Source organism: uncultured Muriicola sp., assembly GCF_947258935.1.
Taxonomy (GTDB): Bacteria; Bacteroidota; Bacteroidia; order Flavobacteriales; family Flavobacteriaceae; genus Muriicola.
In genome coordinates, this window is sequence record NZ_CAMYKH010000053.1 from 1 (window position 1) to 19,535 (window position 19,535).

At 40.8% G+C, this 19,535-nt stretch carries 24 protein-coding genes; 12 read left to right on the top strand and 12 right to left on the bottom strand.

All coding sequences use genetic code 11. The features are described 5' to 3' along the window. The 8 genes from Q0X72_RS09630 to Q0X72_RS09665 all read left to right on the top strand — a co-directional run. The coding region (locus Q0X72_RS09630) for a 4Fe-4S dicluster domain-containing protein (protein ID WP_297764566.1) at positions 1-673 on the top strand (673 nt) is incomplete at its 5' end. 40 nt (positions 674-713) lie between these two features. Continuing rightward, entirely contained in the window at positions 714-1,160 is a 447-nt protein-coding gene (locus Q0X72_RS09635; protein ID WP_297764569.1) for a FixH family protein, read from the top strand. Positions 1,161-1,168: 8 nt separating this feature from the next. Then, the gene (locus Q0X72_RS09640; protein WP_297764572.1) at positions 1,169-1,876 is read left to right on the top strand and encodes a sulfite exporter TauE/SafE family protein; all 708 of its coding nucleotides are present in this window, start codon (positions 1,169-1,171) and stop codon (positions 1,874-1,876) included. A gap of 46 nt (positions 1,877-1,922) precedes the next feature. Continuing rightward, positions 1,923-3,194, top strand: a complete 1,272-nt coding sequence (locus Q0X72_RS09645; RefSeq protein WP_297764575.1) for an acetyl-CoA hydrolase/transferase C-terminal domain-containing protein — start codon at positions 1,923-1,925, stop codon at positions 3,192-3,194. A 13-nt stretch (positions 3,195-3,207) separates the two neighbouring features. Continuing rightward, positions 3,208-3,849, top strand: coding sequence for a deoxyribose-phosphate aldolase (gene deoC / locus Q0X72_RS09650; RefSeq protein ID WP_297764578.1), 642 nt, complete (start codon positions 3,208-3,210; stop codon positions 3,847-3,849). Between the two features lie 10 nt (positions 3,850-3,859). Next, on the top strand, positions 3,860-4,558 hold the full coding sequence (deoD, locus tag Q0X72_RS09655) for a purine-nucleoside phosphorylase (protein WP_297764581.1): 699 nt from the start codon (positions 3,860-3,862) through the stop codon (positions 4,556-4,558). Between the two features lie 22 nt (positions 4,559-4,580). After that, positions 4,581-4,979 carry a group III truncated hemoglobin gene (locus Q0X72_RS09660; protein WP_297764583.1) on the top strand — a complete coding sequence of 133 codons (399 nt, stop codon included), beginning with the start codon at positions 4,581-4,583 and terminating at the stop codon, positions 4,977-4,979. A gap of 14 nt (positions 4,980-4,993) precedes the next feature. Then, positions 4,994-5,497 (top strand): DUF1643 domain-containing protein, encoded by a 504-nt coding sequence (locus Q0X72_RS09665; RefSeq protein ID WP_297764585.1) that lies wholly within the window; start codon positions 4,994-4,996, stop codon positions 5,495-5,497. On the opposite strand, the gene Q0X72_RS09670 is transcribed toward Q0X72_RS09665, so the two are convergent. The 9 genes from Q0X72_RS09670 to Q0X72_RS09710 form a co-directional block, all read right to left on the bottom strand. Beyond that, positions 5,494-6,276, bottom strand: coding sequence for an ABC transporter permease (locus Q0X72_RS09670; protein WP_297764587.1), 783 nt, complete (start codon positions 6,274-6,276; stop codon positions 5,494-5,496). The two genes, Q0X72_RS09665 and Q0X72_RS09670, sit on opposite strands and share 4 nt — an antisense overlap. Beyond that, entirely contained in the window at positions 6,269-6,979 is a 711-nt protein-coding gene (locus Q0X72_RS09675) for an ABC transporter ATP-binding protein (protein ID WP_297764589.1), read from the bottom strand. The genes Q0X72_RS09670 and Q0X72_RS09675 overlap by 8 nt, the downstream gene beginning before the upstream one ends. Continuing rightward, a complete protein-coding gene (locus Q0X72_RS09680) occupies positions 6,976-8,214 on the bottom strand; it encodes a nitrous oxide reductase family maturation protein NosD (protein ID WP_297764592.1) in 1,239 nt (412 codons plus the stop codon). Before Q0X72_RS09680 ends, Q0X72_RS09675 begins: the two co-directional genes overlap by 4 nt. 7 nt (positions 8,215-8,221) lie before the next feature. Next, positions 8,222-8,515: a cupin domain-containing protein gene (locus tag Q0X72_RS09685; protein WP_297764595.1), complete on the bottom strand. Its 294-nt coding sequence runs from the start codon at positions 8,513-8,515 to the stop codon at positions 8,222-8,224. Positions 8,516-8,534: 19 nt separating this feature from the next. Continuing rightward, a complete protein-coding gene (locus tag Q0X72_RS09690) occupies positions 8,535-8,969 on the bottom strand; it encodes a nitrous oxide reductase accessory protein NosL (RefSeq protein ID WP_297764597.1) in 435 nt (144 codons plus the stop codon). A gap of 23 nt (positions 8,970-8,992) precedes the next feature. Then, complete coding sequence (locus Q0X72_RS09695; protein WP_297764599.1) at positions 8,993-9,622, bottom strand: hypothetical protein; 630 nt, start codon at positions 9,620-9,622, stop codon at positions 8,993-8,995. A 136-nt stretch (positions 9,623-9,758) separates the two neighbouring features. Continuing rightward, positions 9,759-11,714 carry a Sec-dependent nitrous-oxide reductase gene (nosZ, locus tag Q0X72_RS09700; protein ID WP_297764602.1) on the bottom strand — a complete coding sequence of 652 codons (1,956 nt, stop codon included), beginning with the start codon at positions 11,712-11,714 and terminating at the stop codon, positions 9,759-9,761. A 32-nt stretch (positions 11,715-11,746) separates the two neighbouring features. Continuing rightward, positions 11,747-12,331 (bottom strand): fasciclin domain-containing protein, encoded by a 585-nt coding sequence (locus tag Q0X72_RS09705; RefSeq protein WP_297764604.1) that lies wholly within the window; start codon positions 12,329-12,331, stop codon positions 11,747-11,749. Positions 12,332-12,342: 11 nt separating this feature from the next. Beyond that, a complete protein-coding gene (locus Q0X72_RS09710; protein WP_297764606.1) occupies positions 12,343-12,846 on the bottom strand; it encodes a cytochrome c in 504 nt (167 codons plus the stop codon). Positions 12,847-12,958: 112 nt separating this feature from the next. Here Q0X72_RS09710 and Q0X72_RS09715 point away from each other — a divergent pair, with 112 nt between their 5' ends. From Q0X72_RS09715 to Q0X72_RS09725, 3 genes are all read left to right on the top strand, one after another. Next, positions 12,959-13,390, top strand: a complete 432-nt coding sequence (locus Q0X72_RS09715) for an Rrf2 family transcriptional regulator (RefSeq protein ID WP_297764608.1) — start codon at positions 12,959-12,961, stop codon at positions 13,388-13,390. A gap of 67 nt (positions 13,391-13,457) precedes the next feature. Next, a complete protein-coding gene (locus tag Q0X72_RS09720) occupies positions 13,458-14,579 on the top strand; it encodes a Gfo/Idh/MocA family oxidoreductase (RefSeq protein WP_297764611.1) in 1,122 nt (373 codons plus the stop codon). Between the two features lie 3 nt (positions 14,580-14,582). Continuing rightward, the gene (locus tag Q0X72_RS09725) at positions 14,583-14,864 is read left to right on the top strand and encodes a hypothetical protein (RefSeq protein WP_297764614.1); all 282 of its coding nucleotides are present in this window, start codon (positions 14,583-14,585) and stop codon (positions 14,862-14,864) included. Here Q0X72_RS09725 and Q0X72_RS09730 read toward each other — a convergent pair. The 3 genes from Q0X72_RS09730 to Q0X72_RS09740 all read right to left on the bottom strand — a co-directional run bounded on the left by Q0X72_RS09730 (position 14,854) and on the right by Q0X72_RS09740 (position 18,518). Continuing rightward, on the bottom strand, positions 14,854-15,675 hold the full coding sequence (locus tag Q0X72_RS09730) for a universal stress protein (protein ID WP_297764616.1): 822 nt from the start codon (positions 15,673-15,675) through the stop codon (positions 14,854-14,856). The genes Q0X72_RS09725 and Q0X72_RS09730 overlap by 11 nt on opposite strands. A gap of 17 nt (positions 15,676-15,692) precedes the next feature. Continuing rightward, positions 15,693-17,054: an oxygen-independent coproporphyrinogen III oxidase gene (gene hemN / locus Q0X72_RS09735; protein WP_297764618.1), complete on the bottom strand. Its 1,362-nt coding sequence runs from the start codon at positions 17,052-17,054 to the stop codon at positions 15,693-15,695. A gap of 105 nt (positions 17,055-17,159) precedes the next feature. Beyond that, entirely contained in the window at positions 17,160-18,518 is a 1,359-nt protein-coding gene (locus tag Q0X72_RS09740) for a Gfo/Idh/MocA family oxidoreductase (protein WP_297764621.1), read from the bottom strand. 102 nt (positions 18,519-18,620) lie between these two features. On the opposite strand from Q0X72_RS09740, the gene Q0X72_RS09745 reads away from it, so the two are divergent. After that, entirely contained in the window at positions 18,621-19,505 is an 885-nt protein-coding gene (locus Q0X72_RS09745; protein ID WP_297764624.1) for a sugar phosphate nucleotidyltransferase, read from the top strand. The last annotated feature ends 30 nt before the right edge of the window (positions 19,506-19,535 follow it).

Sequence of the window (19,535 nt, forward strand, 5' to 3'; positions counted from 1 at the left end):
AAATGGAAGAAAGAAATTCAGAAAAGGAGAAGACCGCGAAGCAATGGGTCATGGTGATTGTATAGACTGTTTTCAGTGTGTTCATGTGTGCCCTACCGGTATCGATATCAGAAATGGGACCCAGCTAGAATGTGTGAACTGTACGGCCTGTATTGATGAGTGCGACACCATCATGGAAAAGATAGACAAGCCTAAGGGCCTTATTCGATATGCCAGTGAGGACAATATTGAAAAAAAGACAAAATTTACATTCACACCAAGGTTAAAGGGCTATTCGGCTGTTCTGTTCATTCTAATAGGCGTACTGGTAGGAATGTTGTTCCTGAGGAATGATCTGGAAGCCAATATTCTTAGACTACCAGGCCAGTTATACGAGCGTAAGGAAGGTAATATCATCAGCAATGTCTATACCTTTAAACTCATTAATAAGACCACTAAGGAAGTGCCCGATGTTAGTTTTAAGTTATTATCTCACAAAGGATCCATTGATGTGGTTACCCATAAAAATTTCAATGTCCCTGCAGAAGAACTTTCAGAAGGTACCTTATTCATTGATATCAACGGAGCGGCATTAACCGGAGATAAAGACAAATTAAAGATAGGGGTGTATAGCGGAAATACCTTAATAGAAACCACCTCTACTCGATTCCTGGCACCAAGGAGCTATAATTAAAACCATTTGAGGGGCGAACGATACATTTAAAAACAATACTATGAAACTAAACTGGGGAACAGGAATTGTGCTGGCATTTATAGGCTTTATAGGCTTTATCTTGTTTTTTGTATACCGAATGAACACAGATGACCGTGCCAACCATGATCTTGTTACCGATGAGTACTACAAGAAAGAATTGGCATTTCAAAAAGAAATAGATGCAGAGAAGGAAGCCAATGCACTTCCGTATAAATTGCAGATTGAAAAGGCCGAAGAAGGCCTGCAGATCCTATTTCCCGAAGATATGGATCCAACTAAAATAAGTGGCACAGTGTCCCTTTACAGACCGTCCAATAAACACTTGGATTTTGACTTACCCATAAGTTTATCCAATGCACATTTGCTCATACCTGACAATCGTTTGTTGGATGGTCGCTGGGACATTAGTATACGCTGGAGCTATATGGGAAAAGAATATCTAGTTAAAAAAAGCATGACCTACTAACAACACTTATGGTATATACAGCATTTTTATTAGGTCTTATGGGAAGTTTGCACTGCGTAGGCATGTGTGGCCCCATCGCCTTTATGCTACCACTAGACAGAAGTGATCGTTATAAAATGTCATTTCAGGTCTTGGTATATCACATAGGAAGAATGGCTGCCTATGCCATTTTAGGACTAGCCTTCGGTTTTTTTGGAAAGGGACTTTACCTATTTGGTGCGCAACAATATCTGTCTATTGGAATGGGCATTCTTATGATCCTCGCCATCGTGATCCCTCAAAATAAGTTGAACACCTACCGTGTATCTAAACCAATTTATAGTATCATTTCCAAAATTAAGTCTCAGTTGGGCGCCTTGCTTAAAAAACGCACGGCAGACACTTTTGTGACAATCGGTTTCCTCAATGGATTTCTTCCCTGTGGTTTGGTCTATGTAGCGCTCTTTGCTTCCATCGCCATGGCTTCACCCCTTCAAGGTTCACTTTATATGATCCTATTTGGTTTGGGGACTGTTCCATTGATGACCAGTGCCGCTTTTTTAGGGAAACTATTGAAAACTCCGGCAAAGAAAAAAATTCGCCAACTTATTCCCATCTTTGTGGTTCTTGTTGGCGTCCTATTTATTTTAAGAGGTTTGGGGCTAGGCATTCCATATGTATCCCCTAAACCTATGACTGAAGCAGTCAACACCCAAATTGAATGTCATCAACCTTAATGGCTCTTATCGTATATCATAATAACAAATACCTAAAAATAGTAACATGAAGATAGTCTCATTGACGGAAGCGGCTGCCCTGGTTAAAACTGGCGACCGTATCTTTTTACAAGGGGCCGCTATGACCCCAAATACACTTATCAATGCTGTTTCCGAGCGATATAAGGAGTTGGAAAATGTGGAAATTATTTCGATCCATACGGAAGGAAACGTAAATTATGCCAGTGCGCCTTATAACAGTGCCTTCACCATAAATAGTTGTTTTGTTGGGGGAAATGTGCGTAATGCCGTCAACACAAATAAAGGCGACTATATACCTATTTTTCTAAGCGAAATTCACTTGCTTTTCAGGAGGAATATTTTACCTCTCGATGTAGCACTGATACAGGTGTCTCCTCCAGATAAACATGGATACTGTTCTCTAGGGGTATCTGTAGATGTAACCTTGCCTGCGATAAAAACTGCGAAATTGGTTATTGCACAGATCAATCCTCAAGTACCCAGAACACATGGGGATGGCATAATTCACAGCTCGGAGATCAATGCCGCCTTTGAGATAGACGAACCGATTCATACCCATGAGATGTCTAAAATATCAGAGATTGAACATCAGATCGGAAAAAATGTGGCCGAACTAATAGAAGATGGCGCTACCCTTCAACTTGGAATAGGCAATATCCCAAATGCTGTATTGACCAATCTGTATGGCCATAAACGTTTGGGCATACATACCGAAATGTTTTCGGACGGACTTCTCCCTCTTGTTGAAAATGGTGTAATTACCGGGGAAGAAAAGACGTTAAAATCAGGAAGAATCGTAACTTGTTTTGCATCTGGCACTCAGGGCTTATACGACTTTGTTGATGATAATCCCATCGTTAATTTCAAAGAGGCTGCCTATACCAATGATACTAATGTGATCCTACAAAATCCAAAAGTAACGGCCATTAACAGTGCTATAGAGATAGATCTTACAGGTCAGATCTGTGCAGATAGTGTAGGGACAAAACAATTTTCCGGTGTTGGTGGACAAATGGATTTTATTCGTGCTGCGTCACTCTCTAAAGGAGGAAAACCAATATTCGCTTTTACATCACAGACCAAAAAAGGGATCTCTAAGATTACCCCTCTTTTAAAGAGCGGTGCGGGGGTTACCACTACCCGGGCCCATGTACATTATGTAGCTACCGAGTATGGTGTGGTGAACCTCTTTGGAATGAACCTGCATCAAAGGGCAAAGGCACTTATATCAATAGCTCATCCGAATCACAGGGAAGAGCTATATAAAGCAGCCTATGAGCGATTTGAACGAGATTAATGAATCCTGAAGAATGCAACTAAATCAATATATAGATCATACCTTATTAAAATCAACTGCCACGGAAGCGGATATCCGAACCCTTTGTACTGAAGCAAAAAAATATAATTTCTATGCGGTTTGTGTAAATAGTAGTTATGTAGCTTTAGCAAAAGAAGAGTTGCAAAATACACAGGTGAAAGTAGCTGCTGTGATTGGGTTTCCCTTAGGTGCCATGGCCTCTAAAATTAAAGAGGCTGAAGCTGAATTTTGCGCAGAACAAGGAGCCGATGAGATAGATATGGTTATGAACTTAGGTTGGTTTAAGTCGGGTTTGCATACAAAGATCTCAGAAGAGATAAAGAACATCAAAAGCACTATTGGAAATGCCGTATTAAAAGTGATTCTGGAGACTTGCTTTTTATCTGAAGATGAAATAGTTGAGGCCTGTAAACTTTCCTTAAAAGGGGGGGCAGATTTCGTAAAAACGTCCACAGGATTTGGACCTGAAGGAGCCACTCTAAAAGCAGTTCAACTCATGAAGGAGAGTGTGGGTGAAAAGGCAAGGATCAAAGCCTCTGGAGGCATAAGAGACAAAGCCACTGCTTTGGCTTATATTAAAGCAGGCGCTTCTCGTATTGGCACCTCCTCTGGGGTACAAATGATGGAGTCATAAAAGCAGAATTATGAGTACACATATCAATGCTCAAAAAGGAGCTATTGCCGAAACGGTTCTATTACCGGGTGATCCCTTGCGAGCCAAATGGATCGCAGAAAATTTTTTGGAGGATGCCATATGTTATAATAAGGTACGGGGAATGTTGGGATTTACCGGCACTTACAAAGGGCAACGTATCTCCGTACAGGGAAGTGGGATGGGAATTCCCTCGGCTTTAATATACTATCACGAACTCATTGTAGATTATGGGGTGAAGAACCTTATACGAGTTGGGACTGCAGGAAGTTTCCAAAAGGATGTTGGCCTTAGAGATGTGGTTTTGGCCATGGCTGCGTCCACAAACTCTGCCATAAATGATCGAAAGTTCTTTGGAAGTCATTTTGCCCCAACTGCCAATTTTGATCTTTTTAAAAAGGCCATAACCTATGCCGATCAACAAAAGATCCCTATAAAAGCCGGGAATATCCTGACAAATGATATTTTTTATGAGGACGACCCAAATGGTTTTAAGAAATGGGCAGATCACGGGGTCTTATGCGTTGAGATGGAAACCGCAGCTCTCTATACTATCGCTGCAAAGCATAAAGTGAAAGCCTTATCTATTTTAACCATTTCCGATTCATTGGTAACAAGTGAATTTACTTCCTCCGAAGAACGAGAAACCAGCTTTAAACAAATGGTAGACATTGCATTGAATATCACCTAGAGTGAATTGAACCGATAGTGTCATGATAAATGAAAAAACTCCACTTACGAATCGGGAAGACATTTACCTACTCGTAACTTCTTTCTATAGAAAGATCAGGAAAGATCCTGCTCTGGGTCCCATTTTTAATGTGATCATAGTAGATTGGGAGTCTCATTTTGAAGTTTTAACCGATTTTTGGGAAAGTCAACTTTTAGTCAGGAGAACGTATCTTGGCAATCCTATAGAAGTGCATCAACAGGTCGATTCCAAAATGAATCATACCATTACATCAGAGCATTTTGGACTTTGGCTCAACTTATGGTTCGAGACTCTTGATGAATTATTTACAGGTGAACTGGTATGGATTGCGAAAAATCGCGCTCAAAAAATGTCAACCATGCTATTTATGAAGATCTATGAACATCGTACAAAAAAGTAAGATCTCTCTTTTCTATGGTTTATAGACACTTAAATCAAATTGATGCAAAAGCCATTTATTCAACATGTGGCGCATATCGATACCTACTCACTTTACAACACTCAGACAGGGAATATGGACAAACTGTTTGTGTTATCATGCAAAACCCCAGTATTGCCGGAAGTGAATTTGCGGATAAATCCGTTCAGTTTTTAGAAACGCTCATTTTTCAAAAGGAATACCCGGAATTTGATAATGTATCTACGATTCTTATTGTAAATCAATTTGCCCGTATTCAAACAAAAAACTTCAAAGCAAGACCCTCGGATGTTGGCCCTGAAAACAATGGTCACATCCAAAAAGCTATTTGTCAATCAGATATTATCCTGATCGCCTGGGGAAAGATCAATCCATATACTGAGAGGCAGCAAGCTATTCAGGATATGATACAGGCTCATAAAAATAAAATGGTGTTGATGACCAAAAAACATCCCTCCAGGGGTAGCTATCAGGAATTTATTACAACATACTCTAGCTAGAAATCCTTTCTTTTCGCCTTGTAAACTATACGCCAGATGGGCAAGACGGTCCAAGTTAGCAGCATTAACATGGAAACCAGCAAACCGGTATCTGTCCCAAAGAACTGCTTAAAGACAGCTCCTGTATACCCTAAAAGCGCCGAAATATCCAATTTGAGTAGAATCAGTGTTCTTGATAGATCTATTGGATTGAGCATGGTGGCTGCCAGTGAAAATTTATCTAGTGGATACTCTTCAAATATGATAAGGGACATTAGAAACAAGCCGTCATAAATAACAGCCAAAAAGAGCCATAGCAGTACGGCATACCCAAATCCTTTGATCTTGTTCTCATTCGAAATAGCAATGTTAAAAGCAAGGGCGGTGAATATAGCTGTTAAAAAAGCCCCGGTTACAAGCAGCAGAGAAAAATCAAAGATGGCATCACTTTTAAAGAGCCCGTACAGCATAAAAGGAATGCCCAGGCCAAGCACCAGACTTAAGGTAAGTGAACCTGCCACCCCTAAATATTGCCCCAGAAAAATAGAAGAGCGGGGAATAGGTTGTGCCAGCAATAGTTCTGTGAATTCCTTTGAATTATAATAATACATGATCCCAAAAATGGTCCCAATAAGAGGCACCAGCACAATGATGACATTCATCAATGTAATAACTGCCTTGGATACGTCATTATTCAAGAATAGCAATACAAATCCAAGCAATAAATAGAACATGAAATACACATAGCTCCATCTACTTCTGATGAGATCGTAAAAACTGTATTTTAAAATCTTAAGCATGTACAGGTGTGGATGTAATAGCCGCAATGGCATGTTCAAGATCTTTTTGGCCCGTCTTTTTCTGCAACTCAGAAATTCCTCCTTTATAATAAATAGTCCCTTCTAGCAGATAAATGATCTCATCCGCAACTTCGGCTACGAATTGCATGATGTGTGAGCTTATTAAAATTGTTTTTCCTTTAGATTTCTCTTCTCTGATCAGATTTTTGAGTTGTATCAGCGATGCTGGATCTAATCCGGTTGTGGGCTCGTCCAGGATGATTAGTGGGCTGTTGAACATAAATGTGAGTACAATGTTTACTTTTTGTTTAGTGCCACCGGAGAGGGTTGCTAACCTTTTGTTCATAGAGGGTTCCAATCCAAAAAGTGATATCAATTCTTCCTGCCTGTCTGGTTGCTGTCTCAGATCTTTGATCATCTTAAACAACTCGTTTACTTTAATGTTCCCCGGGAAATTGGCGATCTGGGGAAGATAATTGATCTGCTTGCGGTAACGCCACGTATTTTTAATGGGAGCGCCCATTACTTTGATAGCTCCCTTATTAGGAAGTACCATCCCCAAAATGCATTTTATGAGAGTGGTCTTCCCCGATCCGTTGGGGCCCAGGACCGCAAAAATTCCACCTTCTTCAATTTGAAGGTCCAGGCCGGTGAGCACCTGATTCTTGCCAAATTTTTTATGTAATGAGTCTACCTCTATCATTTTTGTCGTTTCATCAATGGATTCGCATCCAGGAGATTATCCGGGGTAAATACCGGCGATACCTTTTCAGAAAAATCAATGATGTCCATAAATAAACTGCGCAACAGAATAATAGTTTCCGGCGTTCTGTTTACAATATAGGAAAACAGTTTCACAGGTCTGTACGGTATATCACCTACCCCATCTTTATCCAGATCATAGCCGGTATACTCACTCCAGTAATTTTGATCAAAAACATTGTCGTTCATCTTACTGTTATAAGAGATGTCGAATGAGTTATACAAAAAATTATTGTTTTTGAAAGTATTGGCATAACAAGCCCCCATAACCTTAACGGCCCATCCATTCCTGATAAAATTGTTGTTGTGGTACTCAATTCGGTTCGAGCCTTCAATATTTATCCCTATGGTATTCTCTTCGAAGGTATTCCCCGATATTTCAGCATCATTGATTTCCTTAAGCAACATCCCGAAAGCTGCAGTTCCCCAGTTTTTTCGAAAGGTGTTATTGAGCATTTTTATCCTCTTGGAAAACATTACAGCCACACCGGCACCATTATTATCGAAGGTATTATTTGTGTAAATGTCATCGTTTGAGAACATAAAATGCAAGCCATACCTCAAATTTTTAGTGCTAACATTATTTTTGATAGTAATGTAATCTGAAAATTCCAGATAAATTCCATCGCGTACTCCCTGAACACTATTCCGGTCTACTACTACATTTTTTGAGTACCATAATTGAATTCCATTACCCGAATTGTACTCATCTACTGCATCACCTTTGATCTTGTTGTTGTAGACTCTTCCATTATTAGATCTTTCCAGATAAATCCCAAAAAACAACTTCTCGAGCACTACATTTTGTATAAGATAGTTTTCACTTTTCACTACGCGAATAGCCGCCCAATCTGTAGTATAACTTGTGCCTACATTCTTAATGAAAAGTCCGTCTATCGTAACACTATCACTTACTATCCGAATGATCTCTCCTTTATCTTCCCCATCGATGATCGGATAGTCTTCTCCCAGCAGGGTAAGAGGTTTATCAATTACAATATTATACTCCAGATAAGTGCCTTTTTTTATCCGCAGGGTGTCATTCGTTGCTGCCATGGCAATACCCTCTTTGATGGTACTTACAGGACAAGTTGGGCAAACTTCAATAACCTTTGTATGCTGCGCCTGTCCGGCATAACATAGTAAGCCCAATAAAAAACAAAAGACGATTTTCATAGAGATGCTATCTGATGATCAAAAACTTAGAATTTTCCGTGGCCAGGACCCAATGTACAGTTTCTCCAGGAAAATTAAAATGCTGCTGGGTCTTTAGGTTGTAGGTTGTTCCGTTAATGTGAAATTCAATGGCTCCTTCCAACACAAACAGTTCTGCATCTCTGGGAGAAGTATGTTCCGGGAAGAGCGTATCTTTTTCCAGCGTTATGCATAGGATTTCCAGAGAATCTTTATTGACCAATTTTTTTACTTGAAGTTTATTGTATTCCTGGATTTTTATTTCATCACTTATGTTGTACATACTTGGCTGATTAAAATGGTTATTCCTTAAATCGATCCTGCAATTCTGCCCAGGACAAAAGTACTCCCTGATTGGCAGCATGAACCCTTTCAGCAACTTCCCTGCTTTTAAAAGCTGTCAGAAATTCGCCCATAGGGCTAGGAATATTTTTACTAATAAGATATGTAGCCTCCGTGGCATTGATCAATTCCCCGGGAGCGTCATAATCATTGACAAGGAACAGGGATACGGTAGTTTTATCTATCTCCCTAAGGTAATTCATCATACATTCGGTGGCATCAAACTTAAACGCTTTGCCTTTTTGGGTGACGAATTGTGCAGCATGTTGTTTGTCCACGATGGTCATACTACAATAATGGCAACCATCACTGCCATAATTGATAGGTGCCGGGCCAATATTACAGGAGGTAAGTCCTATTAATAATAAGCCAACAATGCAATACCTTGCTTTCATCTCTCTGCAGTTTTCCTTTTGCCTTATTTAACACTACTTTCTACCAAGGACTTCCGTTGCTTTCTGCCTATAAAAAAGGCTACTACTGTTAACATCATCCCAGTGAACATGAACCATGCCCCGGTTGAAGGTAAGGAAGTAACGTCAAAATTCAGCATTTTTGTATGCCCAAAAAGAGGTGGTTTGTAGGTCATGGGAGTTCCATCCGGATTGGCAAGTTTCATGATGGCATGAGGATCCAGATTAGTCCCGTAATCGATCATCCATTCATTGAAATCATACATTCCCATAACTCCTAATACTGACATAATAATAAACCACCCTAAAAACCATTTATAACTTAGCTTTCCAAAAAAGCCCAACAATCCGATTAGCGATCCCAGAAAAATCATTATTCCAATAACTAGGGGAAACGTACTAAATTCCCACATTTCTTCCGGCTTGGGTAAGGTCTTCATCCCAATATAGTGATTGAGACCATCTATATTCTGTATGTCGAACTCGTTTACATCCCTAATACCATCAATATGAATATTGATCCCCAAAGGATCAGGGTATTGGGGTGCTCCCAACATGATGTTCCACAATGGAAAGACATATAATCCCAATAAGAGCAAGGGACCAACCATCATGATTATGCTCGCTTTTTTCATCGTTCTTCTTTATTAAATAATTTGAAAATAGGAATAGGAATGACTGTTTAAATCTATCTTTTGATTTAAAAGCGGGTAGGTTTATAGTAACTACCCGCTTTCTAATCCAACTAAATTTAATTTAACTATAGACTGCTTACTCGCCCAATGACCAGGATAGTTCAATGTTCGAATTTGCAGGAGACACTCTTACATAACCTTGCATTTCCTGGTGCAGTGCAGAACAGAAGTCGGTACAGTAAAATGGCCATACCCCAACCCGTTTAGGTTCCCAAATAGAGGTTTTGGTTTGCCCTGGCATTACCAATAACTCGGAAGTATTCTGACCTATAATGGAAAAACCATGTGGTACATCAAAATCTTGTTCATGATTGGTAATATGGAAATATACCTTATCCCCAACTTTTACACCCTCTATATTATCTGGGGTAAAATGACTACGTATGGTTGACATATAGATATGTACCTCATTACCGTTACGCTCTACCCTTGCCTTGTCTGGAGTTAGGGTTGCAAATGGATGTTTGTTTTCATCGAGCCTGTAGATCTTTTTTGATTTAGGCGCCAACAACTCCGCAGGACAACCGGCAGCATAATGGGGTTCCCCGTGTGTTGGGAAATCATAGATAAGCTCCATTTTCTCGCCAGATATATCATAGATCTGTGCGGAATGTTCCATTTCCGGACCTGTTGGCAGATATCTATCCTTTGTGATCTTATTCATCGCAACTACGTACTTACCAAATGGCTTTCTTGAATTTCCTCCGGGGATCATAAGGTGACCTACGGAATAGTATGTGGGTTTTCTATCAATGACCTCCCAGGTCCCCACTTTCCATTTAACCACTTCTGAAGAAATAAAGAAGGTGGTATAGGCATTTCCTTGGCCATCAAACTCAGTGTGCAGTGGCCCTAATCCTCCACTTTTCACAGTACCGGCCAGTACTTCCTCAAATTTCAGAATGGGAATACCATAGGCTTCTCCATCGAATTTTTCGCCTTCTATGGCTGCCAACATTTTATCAAATGAGTGTATTGTAATGTCAGCAGACAATTTTCCGGCACCAATAATATATTGCCCAGTTGGATCTACATCACAACCGTGTGGTGATTTAGGAGTAGGTAAGAAGTACACTGATCCAGGCACTTTTAAGGGGTCTACCGTAACTACCTCTTTTTTCATGGTAGAAGTTCCGGTATGAGTTTCCTCATTATACACGTTGTGCGCATAATTAGCTGGCATCTTGGTTCCTCCTCCATTTTTGACATACTCCTCTATTTTCTTCCAGTTTATTGCGGCAATAAAGTCCTTATCATTTTGTGAAGACATAACTTCCATTAAAGAATTGGCCTCTTCCGTGTTATATGTTGAAAAGAAGAACCATCCGTGCGATTTTCCACGACCTGGATGTGAAAGGTCATAATTGAATCCAGGCATAAGGATCTGGAACTCAAGATTCATATGTCCATGCTCTTGCTCTACACTGATAAATGATAAAGCACCTTTGAAATTCCCTTTGTATTCATTAATGGGCATATCGCGCTGAGGTACAGGTACTGAAAATCTTGTCCCTGCAACTACGTACTCTGTATTTTCGGTGATAAAAGAAGAACTGTGATTACCTGCACTGTTAGGAATCTCCATAATTTCTTCAGTCTCAAAAGTGCTAAGGCTTACCCGGGCAATACGAGGGGTATTGTTCCCGTTCACAAAGATCCACCGTCCATCGAGTTCTCCGTTTGTTTGAGAAATGTCGGGATGGTGAAGATCATCCCATGGAACAAATCCAAAGGAAGTATTCAACATGGGTTTGGTTTCTTCAGAATACCCATACCCGGAGGTTGGAAATTGCGAGAAAACGGGAATTTCTTTAAACATTCGTCCAGACGGAAGACCGTAAACTGTTAGGTTACCGCTATACCCACCTGAAAGGAAAGCGTAGAATTCATCTTGTTCCCCAGGGGCCACATACACCTTCTCAGCGGCGCTTGATGACAAGGCCCCATTAGAGGACTTGCCTGCATCATTACAACCGGTAAAAACCATCGCCAGTCCTAGTAAAGCAAGCGCGGAATATTTCATTTTTTTCATTGTATCTGTTTTTATTGTTTAATTGATATCTATTATTCTTTTGCCGGAGGTAGCATTACCTTATCCACAACATGGACAATTCCGTTACCAGCTGGTACACTGGCAATGATCTTAGCTCCGCCTACATACACCTCACCGTCTTTTACCTCAACGGGAACACTCTGATCGTTAGCCTGGCCTAATTTTTTGAATTTCATTATAAACTCCTTGCTATAATTACCCGGTGTTACATGAAATTTTAAAATATTAGCCAATGCATCTTTATTTTCAGGCTTAAGAAGATCTTCAACCGTTCCCTCAGGAAGGGCCGCAAATGCCTCATTGGTAGGTGCAAATACCATCAAAGGACCAGCGTTTACAAGAACATTCTCAAGATCGGCAGCCTGTACTGCGGCCACTAGTGTTGTATGGTCTGGAGACCCAATGGCAATATTCAGAACATTGGGAGTAGATCCATCATCTTCAATAAAGGCCTGGCCTTTTTCTTTAGCCTCATCTGTTGTTGCAGTAGGAGAAGCAGTGGTTGTTCCTGTTTTGGCCTCATTCTTACAATTAGATACAAGACCTATTAAAAGAAGGGAGGTTCCTAGTAATAATAATTTTTTTATTCTTTTCATTGGTTTGGATATTATAAGGTTCTGAAATATTCTAAGATGGATCGGGTCTCTTCTACGGTTAAATTTTGATTTGCCATGGCGGCACCGTTGAATTCAATAAGAAGGTCTTTGGCGCAACGATCCTGTTCGGTCATCAATTTAGGGTCCAGGATCATGTTCATGATCCATTCCGGACTCCTTCTTTCCAAAATACCTTTTGGTGAGGGGCCAATAAATCGCTTGTCTAGTTTATGACATGCCATACAATTGGATTTAAAGATAGCTTCGCCCGCAGCGGCCATTTCAGTGTCGATTTGTGGATCGAGTGTGATCTCTTTGATCTGCCCTACCCCTTTCTCATCGAGAGTGATACGCTGAGATGCTGGTACTTCATTGGACTCTGCAGCTGCTTCAGATGTTGGTTCGGGAGCTTTGCTCCTATCCACGCTAAAGCCTTCCTTTTTCTCTTCCTTCCCCCCACAACTTATGAGAAGTAAAGAAAACAACAGGACCATACTTTTAAAAATTGATTTCATTTTGTTCAGAGTTAAAATTATTGACAAATTTATAAGGAGTGAGAAGGAAATAACATGATAAAAATCATATTTCGGATATAAATGTCCTTTTATATTTGACAAATAAGTTTAAATGCTCAGTAACTCATCTAAATACGCCCTAAAAGCGGTTTTGTATCTGGCCAATAAGACAGATGAATCGCATAAGCTGATGGTAAAAGACCTTAGTGAACCCACGCAGGTACCTAAGGCCTATCTGGCAAAATTACTACAAGCTCTCTCCAAGCAAAATATCATTTCTGCTACAAAAGGACCCAAAGGGGGATATTACCTTACCAAAGAGAATAAAGAAAACCCTGTTTATAGTGTCATTGAAGTGATAGACGGGAATCAAAGACTTGAAGCTTGCGTCCTTGGGATAGACGAATGCAATGCACAACATCCCTGTCCCCTTCACGAATACGTGAACCCTACAAGAACGGCACTTTTAAGTACTTTAAAAAAAATGACAATTGCCGAGCTCTCACTCGACCTTAGTAATGGCGCTTCCTTTTTATCGCGGTAGTGCCCTTCTTAAAAAAGTAAAAAAGCCGTATCTTCCTTTATTGTTGTACTGATATAACTACCTTTTTATGAAAAAAAATAAGTCGCGCAGGTCCTTTATAAAGAAGGCAGCCCTCGGTACTGCCGCATTCGGTGGCGCCCCATATATAATTGCTTCCAAAGGGAACAAGGAAATACTCCTCAAAAGAGAATATTTACTTCAAGAGCATACCGCCAATGACAACATTAACCTTGCCCTAATTGGATCCGGGATACAGGGCATCTATGATACTTCTACTGCATTAAAGGTAGCAGGAGTAAAATTAGTGGCTGTATGTGATCTGTATTCAGGCAGACTGGCCAGAGCCAAAGAGCTATGGGGAAATGACCTGTTTACTACAAGAGATTACCGTGAGATTCTTTCTCGTAAAGATGTAGATGCTGTGATCGTAGCAACTCCAGATCACTGGCATAAAAAAATCACTATTGATGCATTGAATGCCGGCAAAGCGGTCTATTGCGAAAAACCCATGATTCAAAAATTTGAAGAAGGGGCACAGATCATTGAAGCACAAAAAAGATCCAAGGCTATTTGTCAGATTGGAAGTCAGGGTATGTCCTCCCTGGGAAATGAAAAAGCAAAGCAATTATACGAGGATGGGGCTATTGGAGACATGGTACTGCTAGACATGTATAACGACAGGTATTCCTCAGAAGGGGCCTGGCAATATCCAATACCGGCAGATGCCAATCCACAAACGGTAGACTTCGATACCTTCCTGGGGAATGCACCAAAGCACGCTTTTGATACTACCCGATTCTTTAGGTGGCGAAATTACAAGGATTATGGGACGGGGGTTGCAGGCGATCTTTTTGTACATGCTTTTTCTACACTCCACTATATCCTGGATTCCAAAGGACCAAATAGGGCATTGTCTACAGGCGGTCTCCGTTATTGGAACGATGGCCGTGATGTACCAGATGTAACCCTCACTTTTTATGACTATTCCAAAACAGATACACATGCTGCTTTTAATGCCTCTTTTCGAGTGAATTTTATTGCAGGTTCCGGAGATGGAGGTGGTTTTAGACTCATTGGTACGGAAGGGGCTATGGAAGTAGGCCAAAATTCGGTTACCCTTATCAGAAGTAAGCTTGGCAAGATACCCTCCAATTATTCTATGATCGCCTATACGGAGGCGGAGCAGTAAGAATTGGCAAAGGCTTACGCCGCGATGGATCTGGAAATGCGTTCGGATGTCCTGGCAACCGGTGAAACCGTCTGGAAAGCCCCCTATGATTACAAAGGGGGGCATTATGATCATTTCCTGACCTTTTTTAACGCCATTCGTGGACAGGGAACCATTGTACAAGATCCTAGTTTTGGCCTTCGGGCGGGAGGAGCCGCATTATTGGCAAATTCTAATTTATCAAATGAAAAAAGGGCGCATCAGCACCCTTTTTGTTTTATTAATAACAACCTTATTAAATCTTAAAGGTCATTACAGGAATCTTGGAATGGTTGGTAATATCTTCTCCTATACTACCCATAAAGAAATGAGATAGTCCTTTCCTGCCATGAGTAGGGATACCAATAAGATCGGCATTAACGCTTTCGCTGTAATTTAGCACTCCTTTTTCTACACTGTAATCATTATAGATTTTAACCTCTATACCGATACCTGCTTTTTCCAGATACTTATTGATCTTTTCATGGGAATCATTATGACTAAGGAAATCGTCTCCTGGGGTGTTGATATACACCATATGTAGCTTTGCTCCCAAAGAGCTTGCAAATTTGCGTGCTTTTTGGAAAGCGGCTAAGCTTTCACCTTTGAAATTACAGGCAAAAACAAAATTGTTTATTTTAAAATCCTTCATATCATCCTTTACCACAAGTACAGGCACATTCGAATGTCTTACAACTTTCTCAGCATTAGATCCTACAAAGATTTCCCTTAACCCATCACTACCATGCGACCCCATAACGATAAGATCTGCATTGTGTTTTTCAGCAATTTCATTCACCTCTCCAAACACTTTAAAATGCTTGATAACAGGGGTGATCTTTACTCCTTTAAGATAGTCCTTATTTAAAAAATCGTTCAATCTTTTTTCCGCGTGTTTCAGCAAGAAAACAGTTTGTTCCGGATGAAAGCCCTCCGTTGAGGTAAGCATCGCCTCATTTAACTCGAGCATGTGTAACACGAGGATCTCCAAATTCTGCTTATTGGCCAGAGAAGCGGCTACGTTCAGTGCGTATTCGGATTGTTCTGAGAAATCTACTGGGACTATAATTGTTTTCATGGGTTATTTTTAAAGGGTTAAATGGTCATTGAAAATACTCTTTTTTCAGGAGCTTTTCTATGCATTAATAGATCAAAGGCCATACATACATTTCGCACAAATGGCCTACCTGTTTCTGTAACGCTAAGTTTGTTAGTATTAGTATTAACCAAGCCGTCTAATTCCATTTCACGTAAATGTTCCAGGACTAGTTCTACCTCCTTAAATTGCAGTCTTTCATCCTCCCAAGAGGTTCCCATTGTGCACATTAAGTTAAGAATATGACGTCGAATAACCAAATCCTCTTCAGATAGAAGATGCCCACGGTAGATGGGTATAATGTTATGGTCTACCAAATGCTGATATTCTTCAATACTTTTTACATTTTGCGCAAAACTATACCAGCTATCGCTGATGCTCGAAGCTCCCAACCCAATCATCAACTGTGTCTTAGAATCGGTATAGCCCATAAAATTTCGGTGCATGGTACCTGCTTCAAATGCCTTGTAAAGGGAGTCGCTTTTGAGTGCAAAATGATCCATCCCTATTTCAAAATATCCTACATCAGTCAATAATTTCTTGCCAAGTTCGTATTGTTGGCGTTTTTCTTCAGCCCCGGGCAGATCTTCATCCTTAAATCCTCGTTGACCATTCCCTTTTAACCAGGGCACATGAGCATAACTGTAAAATGCCAGCCTGTCTGGTCTTAATTTGTTGGTCTTGTCAATGGTTTCTCTAATATCTTCAATTTTTTGGTGAGGAAGGCCAAATATAATATCATGCCCCACAGAGGTATACCCTATTTCTCTAGACCATTCCGTTACCCTTTTTACATTTTCAAATGGTTGCACCCTATGGATAGCTTTCTGAACCTTTTCGCTATAATCCTGAACCCCAAAACTCACTCGTCTGAATCCCAGATCGAACAATGTTTGTAGGTGTTCCCTGCTAGTATTGTTGGGATGTCCTTCAAAACTAAACACGTGATGATCAGATTTTTCCGCACGCCTAAATATCCCATCGATCAGCATTTTCAAATGTTCTGGTGCAAAGAAGGTAGGGGTGCCTCCGCCCAAATGTAATTCCTTAATAATAGGTTTCGAATCAAAAAGATCGCAGTATAAATGCCATTCCTTTAAGACCGATTTGATATACGGCATTTCTACCTCATGCTTTTTGGAGATACGCTTATGACATCCGCAAAAGGTGCACATACTCTCACAATAAGGCAAATGAATATACAGGCTAATGCCTTCTGTATCATTACTTTCTTCAAAACTTTTTTGCAGGGTTTGTTTCCAGGCTTTTCCTGAAAAAGAGTTCATATCCCAATATGGGACCGTAGGATAACTCGTATAACGGGGACCCTGAACATTGTACTTTTGAATTAGGCTAGGCATATAAAAACTGTTTCATCAAAAGTAAACAGACCGCGGTTCTTAAAATATGATATTAATCATCTAATAAGGTTGTGCCAGGCAAGTGTTTATTTAACAAATAAGCCTTTAGTATGTATCCTTCATCCAGTTGTAAGGAGCCCTTTTCATCCAAAGTCCACGTGTAAAATCAGGAAAATCCTGAGGTTCGCCTTTGTGGAGAATGGAGACCTCAGACAAGGGTGTTACTGCACTCCAGGCAGCGGCATCATAGGCATCCATAGGCGGAGCAATATTTGCTTTAGCCGATTCTACAAAGGAATTTAGAACAAAAAAGTCCATCCCCCCATGCCCTGCACCGGCCGCATATTCCCCATATTTCTTCCATAAGGGATGATCGTATTCTGATAACCAGGAATCGGCTGCATCCCATCTATGGGACTCAGATTTTCCTTCAATGTATATGCGGTTGCCATCTACTTCCCACAATCCGTTGGCCCCTTGCACCCGGAAGCCCAATGAATAAGGCCGAGGAAGGTTACAATCATGAGTAATGATGATGGTTTCTCCATTAGCGGTATCTACGGTAGTGGTAATTACATCTCCTTGTTTAAACTTTACTTTTGCATTGGGATGGTCTTCTCCTCCATTTTTCACAATATGATTATGCAACCCTATGCCCTTGGTGGCATGAGAGGTAAGGGATAAAAACCTGTTACCTCTATTAATATCTGCCATAACAGCCACCGGACCCAACCCATGGGTAGGGTATACATCTGCGTTTCGTTTTACCGAATGTTCGGTGCGCCAACGCGCTTCAGAAATCGCTTTTTCTCCAAACTCTACTCCTCCTCCATATGGTTGTTTCCCGTTGTTGAATTTCACTTCCCGAAGATCGTGCTGATACCCGCATCTAAAATGGACCATTTCACCAAATATTCCCTGCTTCACCATGTTCAAAACAGCCAACACATCGCGTCTGTAGTTTACATTCTCCAGTATCATCATATGCGTCCCGGTTGCTTCATGGGTGTTCACCAGATCCCAGCATTCTTCCAGGGTATTCGCCGCAGAAACTTCCACTCCGGCATATTTTCCGGCCTTCATCGCATCTACCGTCATCCGTGTATGCCATAACCAAGGGGTTGCAATGATCACGGCATCAACCTCCTTTAGAGCCAATAAATTAAGATAGTCCAAAGAGTTCTTCCCAAAGATGGCCGGCGCCTTTTTCCCTGCCTCCGCCAGTAGTTTTTTGCCAAGTGTGATACGTTCAGGATCAACATCACAAAGAGCTGTGATACGGACGTCTGTGCGCAGAATAAGATTTCTGAGATGATTGGTGCCCCGGAGTCCAACGCCTATCAATCCTACGTTTAGTTCTTCTTTTGCATTGGTAATGTACATGGCCGAAGCCAAATTAGGGAGAACACCCATTCCTGCACCCACAATGGCTGTATTTCGTATAAAACTTCTTCTGCTGGTCATAATTCGTTCGTTACTAATATGGAAACTCAATTTATGAATTTCTTGCGGACAGCACGGGAATTGTATCTTAAAAACTTATTTTTGCGCCCAAAAGCAATTAATATGACCCTATTATTAATGGCTGCCGGCAGAGGCAGTAGGTACGGTAAACTAAAACAGTTCGATGGATTAGGTCCAAAGGAAGAATTCCTGATGGAGTTCAGTATCTATGACGCTCTGGAAAACGGCTTTGATCATATTGTTGTGGTCACTCAGAAGGATAACGTAGCTTTCCTGAAGGAACATTTATCTTCAAAAATTCCTGAAACTGTGGCACTAGATGTGGTCTCTCAGGAATTGAGCGATCTTCCGGAAGGGATCAGTTTTGAGGGAGAAAGAGCCAAACCATGGGGCACAGCCCATGCCGTATGGTCTGCAAGAAAAGTTATATCCGGGCCTTTTGCCGTAATCAATGCAGATGATTATTATGGGAAACAGGCGTATAAGAATGCTGCCAATTTTATTTTCAAGGATCCCAAGGATACTTCTTTTGGTCTTGTAGCTTACACCCTAAAAGATACCTTGTCTGAATATGGCTCAGTATCCAGAGGTGTATGTAAACAAAATGGGAAGTCGCTTCTCTCCGTGGAAGAGCGAATTGCAATTGAAAAACAGCAAGATGGGATCGTGGACTCAGACTCCGGGATTCAATTTACTGGTGACGAATTGGTAAGTATGAACTTTTGGGTATGCAGACCAGTTATTTTTGACCAGATAGAACAAGACTTTAGAAACTTTCTTGAAAAAGGCGAGAACATGGAAAAAGGGGAAGTATATCTGCCTTTTGTGATCCAGGCCATGTTACAGGCTGGGAAGACCAAGGTAGAAGTCATTCCCTCTGAAAGTATGTGGTTTGGGGTTACCTATGCCGATGACAAGGAGAAGGCAATGGCTCAACTTGAAGGAATGACCTTAGAAGGGCAATACCGTTCGCCCTTATGGAAGTAAGAATCCACTAATAGTAATCTTATGGATAGT

Coding starts and splice junctions, on each gene's coding strand:
- deoC (WP_297764578.1), top strand. CDS start 3,208: ATGCAACTAAATCAATATATAGATCATACCTTATTAAAATCAACTGCC.
- Q0X72_RS09695 (WP_297764599.1), bottom strand. CDS start 9,622: ATGAAAAAAGCGAGCATAATCATGATGGTTGGTCCCTTGCTCTTATTG.
- Q0X72_RS09690 (WP_297764597.1), bottom strand. CDS start 8,969: ATGAAAGCAAGGTATTGCATTGTTGGCTTATTATTAATAGGACTTACC.
- Q0X72_RS09705 (WP_297764604.1), bottom strand. CDS start 12,331: ATGAAAAGAATAAAAAAATTATTATTACTAGGAACCTCCCTTCTTTTA.
- Q0X72_RS09670 (WP_297764587.1), bottom strand. CDS start 6,276: ATGCTTAAGATTTTAAAATACAGTTTTTACGATCTCATCAGAAGTAGA.
- Q0X72_RS09730 (WP_297764616.1), bottom strand. CDS start 15,675: ATGAAAACAATTATAGTCCCAGTAGATTTCTCAGAACAATCCGAATAC.
- Q0X72_RS09635 (WP_297764569.1), top strand. CDS start 714: ATGAAACTAAACTGGGGAACAGGAATTGTGCTGGCATTTATAGGCTTT.
- Q0X72_RS09715 (WP_297764608.1), top strand. CDS start 12,959: ATGCTCAGTAACTCATCTAAATACGCCCTAAAAGCGGTTTTGTATCTG.
- Q0X72_RS09740 (WP_297764621.1), bottom strand. CDS start 18,518: ATGACCAGCAGAAGAAGTTTTATACGAAATACAGCCATTGTGGGTGCA.
- Q0X72_RS09685 (WP_297764595.1), bottom strand. CDS start 8,515: ATGTACAACATAAGTGATGAAATAAAAATCCAGGAATACAATAAACTT.
- Q0X72_RS09680 (WP_297764592.1), bottom strand. CDS start 8,214: ATGAAAATCGTCTTTTGTTTTTTATTGGGCTTACTATGTTATGCCGGA.
- Q0X72_RS09660 (WP_297764583.1), top strand. CDS start 4,581: ATGATAAATGAAAAAACTCCACTTACGAATCGGGAAGACATTTACCTA.
- deoD (WP_297764581.1), top strand. CDS start 3,860: ATGAGTACACATATCAATGCTCAAAAAGGAGCTATTGCCGAAACGGTT.
- Q0X72_RS09640 (WP_297764572.1), top strand. CDS start 1,169: ATGGTATATACAGCATTTTTATTAGGTCTTATGGGAAGTTTGCACTGC.
- Q0X72_RS09645 (WP_297764575.1), top strand. CDS start 1,923: ATGAAGATAGTCTCATTGACGGAAGCGGCTGCCCTGGTTAAAACTGGC.
- nosZ (WP_297764602.1), bottom strand. CDS start 11,714: ATGAAAAAAATGAAATATTCCGCGCTTGCTTTACTAGGACTGGCGATG.
- Q0X72_RS09720 (WP_297764611.1), top strand. CDS start 13,458: ATGAAAAAAAATAAGTCGCGCAGGTCCTTTATAAAGAAGGCAGCCCTC.
- Q0X72_RS09675 (WP_297764589.1), bottom strand. CDS start 6,979: ATGATAGAGGTAGACTCATTACATAAAAAATTTGGCAAGAATCAGGTG.
- hemN (WP_297764618.1), bottom strand. CDS start 17,054: ATGCCTAGCCTAATTCAAAAGTACAATGTTCAGGGTCCCCGTTATACG.
- Q0X72_RS09745 (WP_297764624.1), top strand. CDS start 18,621: ATGACCCTATTATTAATGGCTGCCGGCAGAGGCAGTAGGTACGGTAAA.
- Q0X72_RS09665 (WP_297764585.1), top strand. CDS start 4,994: ATGGTTTATAGACACTTAAATCAAATTGATGCAAAAGCCATTTATTCA.
- Q0X72_RS09710 (WP_297764606.1), bottom strand. CDS start 12,846: ATGAAATCAATTTTTAAAAGTATGGTCCTGTTGTTTTCTTTACTTCTC.